This is a genomic window from Micromonospora sp. WMMD961, from assembly GCF_029626145.1.
Lineage (GTDB): Bacteria > Actinomycetota > Actinomycetes > Mycobacteriales > Micromonosporaceae > Micromonospora.
In genome coordinates this window covers 3401074-3414120 of sequence record NZ_JARUBJ010000002.1, presented here as the reverse complement: position 1 = coordinate 3414120, position 13047 = coordinate 3401074, and the positions used below count along the sequence as shown (strand labels likewise).

The window sequence follows — 13047 nt, the reverse complement described above, 5'->3', positions numbered from 1 at the left end:
GGGGTGGACACCGTGCACCGGTCCGCGACGGCACGCTGGGATCACGCTCTGGGCCACCCCCCGGTGTCGGCGAAGCGACGGAGCGTCCAGCGGGCCGGTGGCCACCCGCCGGGGTCGTGGTCGCTGGTCCACTCGGTGATCGAGGCCGGGGGCACGTCCAGGTCGAACGCCCGGAATACCGGCTGCGCGCCGAGCGCGTGGAACGCACCCTCGACGGTCTCGCTGTGGCCGACCAGGACCACCGTGGAGCCCCGGTGCCGATGGGCGATCTCCATGATCGCCCGGCTGACCCGGACCACCAGTTCGGCCCAGCTCTCGTTGCCCTCCTCGAACGGCCGGAACACACCCCCACCGGCCACCGCGTGTTCGGTGCGGAAGCGGGCGGTCGGCAGGCCGTCGGCGTACGGGGGTGTGTGCCAGGTGCACAGGCCACAGTCGGCAACGGGCCGGACGCCGAACGCGGTGGCGACCGGTTGCGCTGTCTCGACGGCCCTGCGCAGCACGGACGAGTAGACCGCCACGGGTCGGTCGGCGGCGACCTCTCCGGTGAGCCGTTTGGCGAGATCGTGTGCCTGTTCGTGGCCGAGAGCGGTGAGGCCCCGGCAACCGCGTGGTCCGCCCACGATTCCTTCGAGTTGGTGGAGCGACTCGCCGTGTCGCACGAAGATCAGACGTGTCCGCATCGGGACATCATGCCAGCGGCATAGACGCAGGTATCAGTCGTCCGTACGGCCGGTGAAATTGCTGCTGGTCTGGGCGAGCAGATCGTCGAGCTGGGCGCCCGTCCGCGCTGGTAACCGGTCGCGCTCCACCAACTCGGCGATGCGTTCCCGCAGCTCGGCGACACGCTTGGCCCGGTCCCTGGTGTGGCGGCTCAGGTCGGCGAGGTCGTCCCGCAGGTCTTCGGCGGTCTTGCGGTCGACGTCACCGCGGGCCAGCGCGCTGGCGAGGACGGCTGCGAACTGGCCGGTCACCTCGCGGAAGCTGACCGGCATCTGCTGCCCGCCGGTCGGGGGCGCGGTGCTGGCGGCCGGTGACGGCGACGGGGGCGACGTCGGCGGCTTCGGCGACTGCGTCGTGGGCTTCGGTGCCGGGGCGGAAGCCGACGGCGCACCGGCGACGCCGGCGGGGTCTGGTGCGCCCGAGGTGCCGAACTGGCCCTGGGTGAGCAGAGCGCCGAGACCGACGAGCACGGCGAGGGCGCCCGCGACCAGCACGGCGAAGGGCCTGCGCGATCGGCGGCGGGCCGGCACGGCGGCAACCGGCGCGGGGCGGGCGGCCGAGCGGTCGATCAGGGTGGGTGGGTGAGCTGCCGGCATGATCCGCAGCAGCTCGGTGGGTGGCTCGACCGGCTGGCCCGCGCCGAAGCGGCGGGCCAGGTGCGCGGCGCTGGGCCGGTCGGCCGGGTTGGCGGCCAGGCAGGCGACGGTCAACTCGGCGACGTCGGCGGGGAGGCCGGGAACCCGCAGCGGCGGCACCGGAGTGCCGCGCCGGTGCACCTCCAGGGCGTCCTCCCAGCTCTGCACCGGCAGTGGGGCCCGGCCGGTGAGGGTGCGGTAGAGCAGCGCGCCGAGGGCGTACACGTCGCTGGCCGGGTCGGGCGGGCCAGCTCTCAGCCGCTCCGGGGCGAAGTACGCGGGTGTGCCCATCAGCGGTTCGCCGGACTGGCCGTCGAGGCCGCCGAGCGCGGCGATGCCGAAGTCGAGCACCTTGGCACCGGTGTCGGTGAGCATGACGTTGCCGGGCTTGACGTCGCGGTGCACGACGCCGATGCGATGCGCGGCGGCCAGCGCGGCGGCGATCTGCCCGGCCACCCGTAGGGCCTCCGGCCAGGGCAGCGGGCCGTTCCGTAGCCGGTCGGCCAGGTTGTGGCCCTCGACCAGCTCCATCACCAGGTACGGGACCACGGTGCCGTTGGCCAGGGTCGCCTCGGCGTAGTCGTACACCTGGGTGACGTGTGGGTGGGTGAGCCGAGCGGCCGCGCGGGCCTCGCGTTGGATGGTGGCCCGCAGTTGCGGGTCGGTGGCGAACTGCCCGGCGAGGACCTTGATCGCGACCGGTCGGCCGAGCACGTCGTCGTCGGCCCGCCACACCTCGGACATGCCGCCGAGACCGATCCGCTCGTGCAGTACGTAGCGGTCGTGGAGACGGAGGGTGGGCGTGAAAGGCGACATGGCTTCACCAGTCTGCCTGGCCGAGCCCCACTCGACCACCCTCCGTGTCCGGCCACACACTGTTCGTCCCATCCGTGCCCGAATGAGTTTCGCGCGGGTCAGGAGCAGCGCGGCGTGGCGGGCAGCGGGCGCGGCTGGATGCGGTCGGCGAGCCGGCGCAGGGCCACGGCGGCGGCCTGCCGAGTCGGGTCGAACCGAGCCCGGCGGACCCGCTCGATCCGCACCGGGGCATCCGGTCGGGCCGAGTTCACGTGACGGTTCACCGCGTCGAGGGCGGTGATGTATCCGGTGGGAAGTTCCATGGTCAACTCCTCGGGACAGGTCCGGTGGAGTCCCGGACGACGAGTGCGGTGGGTAGCAAGACATGACCGTCCGCCGCGTCCGCGGGCGGGTCGAGCAGCAGTTCGGCGGCGATGCGGCCCTTCTCCTCGGCGGGCTGCCGGACGGTGGTGAGGCCGGCGGCGGCGGCCTCCGGGACGTCGTCGAAACCGGTCACCGAGACGGGTGGACGGTCACCGGCCGGGCGCGCGACCAGGGCGTCCAGCACGCCGAGCGCGAGGACGTCGGAGCCGGCCAGCACGGCGGTCGGGGCGTCGGGTTGGTCGAACAGCCCGGCGACGGCCGCGGCGGCCGCCTGACGGCTGTTGCCCGGGGCGTTGAGCAGGGTCAACCCGGCCCAGTCGACGCCGACCTCGGCGAACGCGTCCGCGAAGCCGCTGAGTCGACCCCGGGTGGTGGGGTGCGGAATCTGTTGCACCCCGGCCACTGTGAGCGGGCCGGCCGGGGCGTCCGGCAGCACGGAGTCGGCGAGCAACGCCACACGGCGGTGACCGAGGCCCGCCACGTGAGCGGCGGCGCTGCGCGCGGCCGCCCGCTCGTCGATACCGACGTAGCGCTCGTCGGGCCCCGCGCCCTCGCGCGGAGCGGTGCTGACGAACGGCAGCCCTCGTGCCCGGATCACGTCCAGCGCCCACTCCTCGTCGGCGACGCAGTAGACACAGAACCCGTCCACGGCGGCGTTCTCCACCGCCCGCCGGGCATCGGTGACCGCCGTGGGCAGCGGCACCAGCAACATGCTGGTGCCGTGCCGCTCGGCTGCCTCGCCGACCCCGGCGAGGAAGCGGACGGCGAACGGGTCGGTGAAGGCGTACGACAGTTGGGAGGTGAACAGCACCCCGATCGACCCGACGAAACCGCGGCGAAGGGAACGCGCGGTGGGGTTGGGACCGGGGTAGCCGAGTTGGCGCGCGGCGTCCAGGATCCGCTTGCGCAGAGTGGCGGAGAGTTGGTCGGGGCGGCTGTAGGCGTTGGACACGGTGCTGCGGGAGACGCCGACGGCGTCCGCCACGGCTTGCAGTGTTGGCTTCACCGGCACCCCTCTGTATCGATTCAGACTGTATCGATACAGAGGCTAACCCGACTGGTTGGCGTCGGTCAATACGATGCCTGCGGTCAGGCCGCGTCGGCGGTCAGGCCGGGTAGAGGTCGTCCAGCAGCCGGCCGAGGATCTCCGGGGTACGCTCCGGCGGCTCGGCCTCGACGCAGAGCCGCTCCATGGCCACCGCGTAGTAATCCAGGTCGTCACGCTTGTCGAGATAGAGGGCGCTGGTGAGCTGTTCGATGTAGACGATGTCGGGCAACTCCTGGTCACCGAAGCGCAGGATGGTGAAGGCACCCCCGGCGGCGGCGTGACCACCGGCGGCGAACGGGATGACCTGGAGCCGGATGTTGGGCGACTTGGTCGCCTCGATGAGGGCGGCGAGCTGGCCGCGCATGACCGCGGGGCCGCCGATCGGGCGTCGCAGGGCCGCCTCGTCCACCACGGCCCAGAGCTGCGGCGGGTTGTCCCGGTGAAGTAGCTGCTGGCGCTGCATGCGCAGGGCGACGCGCCGGTCGATCTCGGCCGGATCCGCGGCACCGTGCCCGAGCAGCACCACCGCCCGGGCGTAGTCCCTGGTCTGCAACAGGCCGGGCACGAACTGCACCTCGTAGCTGCGGATCAACGCGGCAGCAGCCTCCAGGCCGAGGTACGACTGGAACCAGGTCGGCAACACATCGCCGTAGCGGTGCCACCAGCCAGGGCTGTTGGCGTCCCGGGCGAGTTTCAGCAGCGCCTCGCGCTCGTGCTCCTCGGTGACCCCGTAGAGGGTCAACAGGTCGGAGACGTCGCGCTCCTTGAAGCCGACCCGGCCCAGCTCCATCCGACTGATCTTCGATTCGGAGGAGCGGATCTCCCAGCCGGCACCCTCGCGGGTCACCCCGCTGGCCTCCCGCAGGCGACGCAACTGGGCGCCGAGCAGCATGCGCAGCACGGTCGGCCCGGTTGTCGGGCCACCCTCGGCGGGAACCATCGTCACGTGCGGACCTCCGGACACCGACCCACGCGGTCGGGTACCTGGCCCGGCCGACGTGTAAGCATGCCATGGACCGACAGTGAGGTGAACTCCTCCGCGCCGGTGATTCAGTCCCGTCTCCGGGACGACCCCACCTGGGACGGTCAGTTGATCAGATGGTCGAAATCCCCGTCCCGGGCGCCGAGCACGAAGGCGGCGATCTCATCCACTGTGTAGATCAGCGCCGGCCCCTCCGGGTGCCGTGAGTTGCGAACCGCGATGCCCGCTCCCCCGGGCAGTTCGGCGAGTTCGACGCAGTTGCCGCTCGGGTTGCTACGGCGGCTCTTCTGCCAGCTCAGCGGAGGCAACTGATGGATCGGTACGCCATTGGGTGGCTGCTGCATGGAGGCGTCTTTCTGCTCACGAGCCCGCCGGTGGCCGTGGGAGGAGCGGTGACGGCGAGGGGTGCGGTATCGACATCGGGCGGTTCTGCACGTGCATCTGCTATTGCATATGCACCGGACGGCGAGCATGATAACGCACATGATCGGTGCCCATCCGTTCACGTTGAGTTACCCCCGCAGGGGCAACCATCAGGCAAAACTGGGCCCGACGCGGCGCGCCGCGTCGACGGAGGGGTGGAGGCGGTCGCGGCGATGGGAGGGTTCGTGCCGGATCCGATGAGTGTCGCCTCCGGCATCTGTGCGGCCGGTGCGCTGCTCTCCTCCTGGCAACTACGCCGCCGGGCGGTCCGCGCCGAGTGCGAGATCGAGCATCTCCAGGCCGAGCTCGCCGCCGAACGCCACGCCGCCAGTCACGACCCCCTCACCGGGCTGCCCAACCGACGTGCCTTCTACCGCCTGGCCGCCGCCCTGCTCACCGACGCGGCCGGCCAGCCGTTGATCGCCGTGGTGCTCGATCTCGACGACTTCAAGCAGATCAACGACAGGTACGGGCACGCCGCCGGTGATCAGGTGCTGATCAGTGTGGCCGAGCGACTCGCCGGCTTCGCCGGGGACAACCTCGTTGCCCGCCTCGGCGGGGACGAGTTCGCCGGCTTGCTCGCCAGTCCCACTGTCGATCGGCGCTGGATCGAGTACTCCACCCGCCGTCTCGCCGAGACCGTCGCCGCGCCGATCCGGCTGAGCGGGTGCAGCGTCCGGGTCACCGCCTCCGTCGGGCTCGCCCCGGTGACCGGCCCGGCCCAGCTCACCGAAGCGCTCAGCCGCGCCGACGCCGCCATGTACCAGGCGAAGAGCCTCGGTGGCGCCCGGTCACCCCGGCAGCTGGTGGACAGCGCCCCGCTGGCCGAGCGCTGACCGTTCAGCTGACGGGTGCGCCGAACCACCTGGGTAGCTGACCGAGAAGGTCCGTCTGATCGTCGCCCGCCCACGCCACGTGGCCGTCCGGTCGCAGCAGCACGGCGGGCGCCTCCAGCTCGTCGCTGACGTCGACGACGTGGTCGACCCGGTCCGCCCACCCGCCGACGGAGAGCCGGCCGGTCTGGTCGAGCAGCAGACCTCGACCACCGCGCATCAGCTCGTAGAGGCGGCAGTGCTTCAGCCGCACGTCGCGCAGGTGCCGGCCGAGTAGCTCGTGGCCCTCGCCGAAGTCGTACCGGACCCCGATCGCGGTGACCTTCTCGATCAGGTACCGGTTGACCTCCTCGAAGTCCAGCAGCTCCGCCAGCAGCTGACGCACCGCCCGTGGGCCCGGCTCCGGCGACAGCAGCACCATCTGCGCGCGGGTGTTGGTGAGTACGTCGGCCGCCACCGGGTGCCGCTCGGCGTGGTAGCTGTCCAGCAGCCCTTCCGGCGCCCAGCCGTCGACCTCGGCGGCCAGTTTCCAGCCGAGGTTGAACGCGTCCTGGATGCCTAGGTTGAGCCCCTGCCCACCGGTCGGCGGGTGGATGTGCGCGGCGTCGCCGGCCAGCAGAACCCGGCCGGTCCGGTAGCGCTCGGCCAGCCGGGTGGCGTCGCCGAAGCGGGAGAGCCAGCGCGGCGAGTGCACGCCGAAGTCGGTGCCCGCGTACACCCGGAGTTGCTCTTTGAATTCCTCGATGGTCGGCGGGACCGAACGGTCCTCGGCCACCCCCTCGGCGGGGACGAGGACGCGGTACACCCCGTCGCCGAGCGGCCCGAGACCGAATCGCAGGTGGGTCCTACGGACCTCGGCCACCACGTTGGCCACCGCCTCCGGCGCCACGCCCACCTCCATCTCGCCGAGCAACGACTCGACCTGACTGGGCTCGCCGGGAAAGCCGACACCGAGCAGCTTGCGCACGGTGCTGCGGCCGCCGTCGCAGCCGACGAGGTAGCGCGAGCGCACCTGCTCGCCGCCGGCGAGGTCGACGGTCACCCCGTGGTCGTCCTGGTCGAGGCCGACCAGTTCGCAGCCCCGCCGGATCTCGACGCCGACGTCGCTGGCGTGCTCGGCCAGCAGACGGTCGGTGGTGGTCTGCGGGATGCCGAGGACGTACGCGTGGGCGGTGTCCAGCCCGCCCGGCGACGGCTTGGGGATGGCGGCGAAGAAGCCACCCACCGGGTGCTGCTGGCCGAGCGCGAGGAACCGCTTTAGCAGGCCGCGCTGGTCCATCACCTCGATGCTGCGCGCGTGCAGGCCCAGCGAGCGGACGAACGGGGTCGGCTCGCTGTCCTTCTCCACCACGAGCACGCGCACGCCGTGCAGCCGCAACTCGGCGGCCAGCATCAGGCCGGTCGGTCCACCGCCGGCAATGATCACATCGATCACAGAATACCCCGATTTTCCCAGGTTTGGGCTTCGGCAGGAGATTCTGCAGCACCACCCGGGTCTTGCCGCAAGACCCGGGGTGCGATATACGTTGGAGGTGGCAAGGAGCGCATGACCTCCTTGCCGTTCTTCTTGTCCGTCCTCGCCGGACGTGTCTGCCCCGCTCAGCGCCGCCGGTCGAGGCTGCGCAGCGCCACGTCGGCGAGAGTCACCAGACCGACCTCGGACACCAGCCCCCGCACGATCCGCGCCGCCCGGTCCCGGTCGGCCCTCTCGGCGTCCGGATCCAACGCCTGCCGGGTCCAGTCGCTGAGGTCGTCCAGCGCACGGACCGCGAGGAACCAGGCGAGACGGGCCGGATCGATGTCGACCACGCCATACCCGGCGAGGGCAGCCTCCTGCTGGGCAGCGCTGACCGGGGCGAAGGCGAGCACCCCGCCGAGGACGAACATCAGGTCACACTCGGGCGGGGCGAGCACCGCGTCGTCCCAGTCGATCAACCAGACCCGCCCGTCCACGCCGAGCAGCAGGTTGCCCAGGTGCGGATCGCCGTGGCAGACCACGTCCGGGCCAGGCCGGGCCGGCCGGTCGGCGGCGAGGCGTTCGACCTCCCGGGTCAGCAGCTGGATCTGCCCGGCCGCCGCCGACCACACCGCAGCCAGCTCCCCGACCGACGGACCGGCGGGGTCGTCACGGCCCGCGTCGCGCAACCGCTCGGCCACCGCCCGGGTCGAGGCCACGATCGAGGGGTACGCCGCACCGCCCGCCGGCAGCAGTCCCCGTAACTCCGCGGTCACCGGCACCGCGTGCACAGCGGCCAGCACCTCGCCGTACGCGCGCCAGTGCGCGTCGGTCATCGGGCCGTCGAGGGCCCGCTGGTCGGATATCCACGGCACCACCGAGAGCCGGCACCCGTCGTGGTCGACGAACAGCCCACCGTCACGGGTCCGCAGCGGCGCGGCGATCCCCGGCACCCCCTGGTCCGCCAGGTATGCCGTCACGACCAGGCCGGCCGCGGTGCCACCACCGCTCAGTTTCACCGCGTACCGACCGTCGTCGACGGTCCGGGCCAGCCACAGTCGGGCGTGCTGGTCCGCGCCGTGGGTCACCTGCTCCAGCGCGGAAACACTCAGGCCGAAGCCGGCCCGGACCTGCTCGGCCAGCCGCCGCGAATCGCCCTCGGTCATGCGGCCACCATGCCACCGGCCGGCAGTCCCGCCCAGTGCATTAGTCGTGCGGAGGTGTCCCAGGCCGGCGTCCGGGTATGGGGAGGCAGCAACCTCACTCGACGGCCGAAGGGAATCGACGTGGCGAGCATCCGTGCCCTCGTGCTCAACTGCACCCTCAAGCCGTCACCCGCACCGTCCAGCGCCGAGCAGCTCGGCCAGGAGGTGCTGGCCGAGTTGGCCGCGCAGGGCGTGGATGGCGAACTGGTCCGGGTCGTCGACCACGACGTGCGCTTCGGGGTGTCCACCGACGAGGGCGACGGCGACGGTTGGCCGGCGATCCGCGCCAAACTCCTGGCGGCCCAGGTCCTCGTCATCGCCACGCCGATCTGGCTCGGTCAGCCGTCGAGCGTCTGCAAGATGGTCCTCGAACGCCTCGACGCCGAACTCTCCGAGACCGACGACGAGGGCCGGCTGCTCACCTACGGCAAGGTGGCCGGTGTGGCAGTCGTCGGCAACGAGGACGGCGCGCACCACACGATCGGCCAGGTGCAGCAGGCGCTCAACGAGGTCGGCTTCACCCTCGCTGCCGCCGCGGCGACCTACTGGGTCGGCGAGGCGCTGCACACAGTGGACTACCGCGACGCCGGCCCGAAGCCGGACACCACCGGCCGCACCACGAAGGCACTGGCGCTCAACACCGCACACCTCGCCCGGCTGCTCGCCGAGCAACCGTACCCGCCGCCGGACGCGCGCGGCGCCGCGGTCGGCCCGAGCCGCGAACCGGCCTGACCGACGACCCGCTCGACGGCGGTACGGTCAGCGCCAGCCGTAGCCGGCGCGCAGCGCCTGCCCGACCCGGTCGAACCGAGGCCGGTCCAACACGGCACCCTCGCGGCGGATGCTGTCCTCGCGCATGGTGAGCACCCGGTCCAACCGAACCCAGCTCGGCCGGTTGTCGCGGTCCCACTCGCCCGGCCCGAGCGCGAACCAGTGCCGCTGCCCGTCGCGCTCGCTCTGACTGGACAGCATCAGCCCGAACAGCGTCCGGCTGTGCCGCCCGACGACCAGCACCGGCCGGTCCTTGCCCTGCCGGGGGTCGTCCTCGTACGGCACCCACGTCCACACGATCTCGCCGGGGTCGGCCTGGCCGTCGCGCTCCGGGGCGTAGGTCAGCTCCCGGCGCTGCAACGCGCTCACCTGGCGGCGGCGGGCCACCTGCGCGGGGGCGGGCCCGCTGCGTCGGGGCGACGGGAGCACCTCGCCCACCCGGGAGATACGAGCCGCGACATTCCTCAACAGACCAGCCACGGCGGGCAGCCTACCCGCCGCCGAGGTGGGCGCTACGGCAGACTGGCCCGATGGACGAGCTTCCCCGCGACCTGCCCATCCTGGAGCGACGCGCGGTGCGGGTGGTGGTTACCGACAGCCTGGACCGGGTGTTGCTCTTCCACACCCAGGACCCCGACCATCCCCGGCTGGGCACCTGGTGGGAGCTGCCCGGCGGCGGCATGGACCCTGGCGAGACCTACCGCGACACCGCGCTGCGGGAGCTGCGGGAGGAGACCGGCATCGTGGTCGGCGCCGACCAGGTGGGGGCGCCGACCTGGCGTCGGCGGGCCAGCTTCCTGCACCGCCAGGTACGGCACCTGCAGGACGAGGTGGTCGTCGCGGTACGGCTGGCCGGCCCCGGTCCGGACGTGGACGAGACGCACCGGCTCGACTACGAGCGGGAGGACTACTTCGACTTCCGGTGGTGGCCACTGCGCGAGGTGGTCGCCAGCCCGCAACGCTTCTACCCCGGGCAGCTCCCCCGGCTGCTCACGCCGTTCCTCGCCGGCGAGGCCATCGACGAGCCGTTCGAGCTGTGGTCGTGAGCCGGGCCGGCGGGCACAGTAGGGGCATGACGACCGACCTGCACGGGCCACTGTCCGGGTACGCCGCACGGCTGCACGCCACGGTCGGCGACCGGCACCACGTCGCCTCCCCGCTCGGCGCCTGGCTGCTGCTCGCGGTCTGCGCCACGACGGCCGCCGACCACGACCCGGCCGGCGCGGGCCTGGCCGACGCCCTGGGCACCGACCTGGCGGGTGCCGCCGAGGCTGCCCGCACGCTGCTGGACGCGCCGCACCCGCTGGTCAGGTCCGCCACCGCGCTCTGGCAACGGTCGGGGCGGGGCGACGTCGGGTCGAGCAGGTGGCGGGCCGCGCTGCCCCGGAGCACCGAGGTCGGCGTACTGCCCGACCAGGCCGGGCTGGACGCCTGGGCGCGCGAGCACACCGACGGTCTGGTCGAGACGTTCCCGTTGAAGGTCGGCCCGGACGTGGTCTTCGCCCTGGCCAGCGCCCTGGCCACCCGGGTGTCCTGGGCAACCCCGTTCGACGTCGCCGACGCCCGCGCGCTCGGCGTCGACAGCCCGTGGGCGGGCAAGCTGCGCCGGGCGCTGCGCAGCCCGGGCCAGGGCCACCGGTGCGCCATCGTGTCGACCACGCGGGCCGGTGACGTGATCGTGCACGCCGCCCCGGCCCGGACGACCGACGGTGCGGGGCTGGTGGTCCTCTCGGTAGCCGCCGCGCCGCAGGTGCCGCCGGCCGAGGTACTGGCCGTCGCGTACGACCTCAGCGCCGGCGCGGCCGACGGCACGCAGCCGGCCGGTGCTCGGTCGCTGTTCGACCTGCCGCTCGGCGACGCTCCGCTGTGGACGGTACGCGAGGAACGTGTACGCACCCGGGCCCGGGACGGCCGCGAGGAGCGACACCACGCGGTGCTGCCGTGCTGGTCGGCTCGCAGCGACCACGACCTGGCCGCCCCGACGCTCGGCTTCCCCGCCGCGACCGCCACGCTGGCGAGGGCGCTGGCGACACCCGTGGACCGTTTCGAGGCGCGGCAGTCGGCGGTGGCCCGCTTCGACCGGTACGGCTTCGAGGCGGCGGCGGTGACCGGTATGTTCGGCCTGGTCAGCCTGCCGCCCGAGGGCGTCGCCCGCACCGCCGAGCTGCGCTTCGGTCACCCGTACGCGGTGGTGGCCGTCGCCACCGACACCGGGGCCGACGGTGTCACCGGGCCGTGGCACGGGCTGCCGGTCTTCTCCGCCTGGATCAGCGAGCCGGAGGACCTGTCCGAGGCCGACGCCGTCGAGCGGTGATCAGAGCCGCGGCCCGAGGAACAGGCCGCCACTAGCATCGATGACCTGGCCGGTGATCCAACGTCCAGCGTCGGAGGCGAGGAACGCGACCACCTCGGCCACGTCGTCGGCCTCGCCCAGCCGGTTCAGGGCGGTCGTCGCGGCGATGAGGTCGGCCAGGCCCGCCGCCTCGAAGGCCGGTCCGTTGGTCGCCGTGCGGGTGGCGCCGGGGGCGACCGCGTTGACGGTGATCCCCCGGACCCCGACCTGGTTGGCCACGGTCATGCTCATCGTCTCGACAGCGCCCTTCGTCATGGCGAAGGACGTCTGCGTGGTGTTGGCCATCCGGGTCGCCACCGACGAGATCGTGATGATGCGGCCACCGTCGCGCAGCAGTGGCAACGCCCGCTGGGTGATGAAGTACGGCGCTCGCACGTTCACCGCGAAGAGGTGGTCGAACTGCGCCCGCGTCGTGACCCCGAGCGGGCCGGCCGGCGGGGTGGCCGCGTTGTTGACGAGGATGTCAAGTGGACGCCCGGCCAGGCCGGTCTCCACTCCCGCGAAAAGCGTCTCGACGTCGTCGTCCACGCCCAGCTCCGCCCGGACGGCGAGCGCGGTACCACCGGCGCGCTCGATGTCGCCGACTGTCGCCGTCGCGCCGTCCTCGTCGGTGCCGAAGTGGACGAGGACCATCGCGCCGTTCGCCGCCAGTCGGACCGCGATCGCCTGCCCGATGCCACGGGACGCACCGGTCACCAGAGCCGTTGTGCCGGTCAGATCGCCCACGCCAACCACCTCACCTTTTGTTAGTCGCTACCAATCTGGTAGTGACTATCACTGAGGTAGTGTCTATCACATGCCCGACCAGCAGTCGACCCTGCGCGCGCAACGCCGAGCCGAGACGCAACGCGCGATCCAGGCGCACGCGGTGCGGCTGTTCACCGAACGCGGGTACGACGCCACCACGGTGAACGACGTGGCCGAGGCCGCGGGCGTGTCCCCGATGACCGTCTATCGGCACTTCCCCACGAAGGAGGACCTCGTCCTCATCGACCAGCACGCCCAACTCGTCGCCGACCGGATCGCCGCGTCACCCGCCAACCAGCCCCTGGTACGCCGCATCGGCGGCGCGCTGATCGAGTCGACCGCGGCCCTGACCGGCGGCCGTGGCGACGGCCTGTCGGCAAGCGGGCAGTTCCTGCTCGCCCGACTCCGGCTCATGATCTCGACGCCGGCCCTGCGGGCCAAGCACCTGGACAACAACTACGCCCTCCAGCAGGCCATCGTCACCGCCCTCGGGGACGACACCGATCCCGACGCCGTGTTCCACGCCCACGCGGCGGCGAGCGCCTGCCTGGCCGCCATGCACACGGCACTCGTGCGGTGGGCCGAGGACGACGGACTCAGCGAGCTGCCCGACCTGGTCGCGAAGGCCCTCACCGCCGCCTTCGGCGACGACGCCGTCAGGGACCGGCCGGACGCGCGTTGAGCCGCCCGGC

15 protein-coding genes are annotated in these 13047 nt (G+C 72.6%); 5 read left to right on the top strand and 10 right to left on the bottom strand.

Features of this window, described 5'->3' with window-relative positions:
- Nucleotides 1-41 precede the first annotated feature (41 nt).
- From O7614_RS15385 to O7614_RS15360, 6 genes are all read right to left on the bottom strand, one after another.
- Nucleotides 42-683, bottom strand: a complete 642-nt coding sequence (locus O7614_RS15385; RefSeq protein ID WP_278139142.1) for a histidine phosphatase family protein — start codon at nt 681-683, stop codon at nt 42-44.
- 33 nt (nt 684-716) lie between these two features.
- Entirely contained in the window at nt 717-2174 is a 1458-nt protein-coding gene (locus O7614_RS15380; RefSeq protein ID WP_278139141.1) for a serine/threonine-protein kinase, read from the bottom strand.
- A gap of 98 nt (nt 2175-2272) precedes the next feature.
- The gene (locus O7614_RS15375; protein ID WP_278139140.1) at nt 2273-2476 is read right to left on the bottom strand and encodes a hypothetical protein; all 204 of its coding nucleotides are present in this window, start codon (nt 2474-2476) and stop codon (nt 2273-2275) included.
- Between the two features lie 2 nt (nt 2477-2478).
- The gene (locus O7614_RS15370) at nt 2479-3543 is read right to left on the bottom strand and encodes a LacI family DNA-binding transcriptional regulator (protein ID WP_278139139.1); all 1065 of its coding nucleotides are present in this window, start codon (nt 3541-3543) and stop codon (nt 2479-2481) included.
- A 100-nt stretch (nt 3544-3643) separates the two neighbouring features.
- Entirely contained in the window at nt 3644-4531 is an 888-nt protein-coding gene (locus O7614_RS15365; protein ID WP_278139138.1) for a helix-turn-helix transcriptional regulator, read from the bottom strand.
- 140 nt (nt 4532-4671) lie between these two features.
- Nucleotides 4672-4911: a DUF397 domain-containing protein gene (locus tag O7614_RS15360; RefSeq protein ID WP_074309213.1), complete on the bottom strand. Its 240-nt coding sequence runs from the start codon at nt 4909-4911 to the stop codon at nt 4672-4674.
- Between the two features lie 264 nt (nt 4912-5175).
- Here O7614_RS15360 and O7614_RS15355 point away from each other — a divergent pair, with 264 nt between their 5' ends.
- Nucleotides 5176-5826, top strand: coding sequence for a GGDEF domain-containing protein (locus O7614_RS15355; protein WP_278139137.1), 651 nt, complete (start codon nt 5176-5178; stop codon nt 5824-5826).
- A gap of 4 nt (nt 5827-5830) precedes the next feature.
- Here the strand turns inward: O7614_RS15355 and rox are convergent, their stop codons facing one another.
- A complete protein-coding gene (gene rox / locus O7614_RS15350) occupies nt 5831-7258 on the bottom strand; it encodes a rifampin monooxygenase (protein ID WP_278139136.1) in 1428 nt (475 codons plus the stop codon).
- A 164-nt stretch (nt 7259-7422) separates the two neighbouring features.
- On the bottom strand, nt 7423-8445 hold the full coding sequence (locus O7614_RS15345; protein WP_278139135.1) for a phosphotransferase: 1023 nt from the start codon (nt 8443-8445) through the stop codon (nt 7423-7425).
- A gap of 120 nt (nt 8446-8565) precedes the next feature.
- Here O7614_RS15345 and O7614_RS15340 point away from each other — a divergent pair, with 120 nt between their 5' ends.
- Complete coding sequence (locus tag O7614_RS15340; protein WP_278139134.1) at nt 8566-9216, top strand: NAD(P)H-dependent oxidoreductase; 651 nt, start codon at nt 8566-8568, stop codon at nt 9214-9216.
- A 27-nt stretch (nt 9217-9243) separates the two neighbouring features.
- On the opposite strand, the gene O7614_RS15335 is transcribed toward O7614_RS15340, so the two are convergent.
- The gene (locus O7614_RS15335) at nt 9244-9735 is read right to left on the bottom strand and encodes a type II toxin-antitoxin system PemK/MazF family toxin (RefSeq protein ID WP_278139133.1); all 492 of its coding nucleotides are present in this window, start codon (nt 9733-9735) and stop codon (nt 9244-9246) included.
- Between the two features lie 50 nt (nt 9736-9785).
- Here O7614_RS15335 and O7614_RS15330 point away from each other — a divergent pair, with 50 nt between their 5' ends.
- Both O7614_RS15330 and O7614_RS15325 read left to right on the top strand, forming a co-directional pair.
- Nucleotides 9786-10301, top strand: coding sequence for an NUDIX domain-containing protein (locus O7614_RS15330; protein WP_278139132.1), 516 nt, complete (start codon nt 9786-9788; stop codon nt 10299-10301).
- A 26-nt stretch (nt 10302-10327) separates the two neighbouring features.
- Nucleotides 10328-11569, top strand: coding sequence for a hypothetical protein (locus O7614_RS15325; protein ID WP_278139131.1), 1242 nt, complete (start codon nt 10328-10330; stop codon nt 11567-11569).
- Here O7614_RS15325 and O7614_RS15320 read toward each other — a convergent pair whose 3' ends face one another.
- A complete protein-coding gene (locus O7614_RS15320; protein ID WP_278139130.1) occupies nt 11570-12334 on the bottom strand; it encodes an SDR family oxidoreductase in 765 nt (254 codons plus the stop codon).
- Between the two features lie 70 nt (nt 12335-12404).
- Here O7614_RS15320 and O7614_RS15315 point away from each other — a divergent pair, with 70 nt between their 5' ends.
- Nucleotides 12405-13037 carry a TetR/AcrR family transcriptional regulator gene (locus O7614_RS15315; protein ID WP_278139129.1) on the top strand — a complete coding sequence of 211 codons (633 nt, stop codon included), beginning with the start codon at nt 12405-12407 and terminating at the stop codon, nt 13035-13037.
- Nucleotides 13038-13047: the final 10 nt, after the last annotated feature.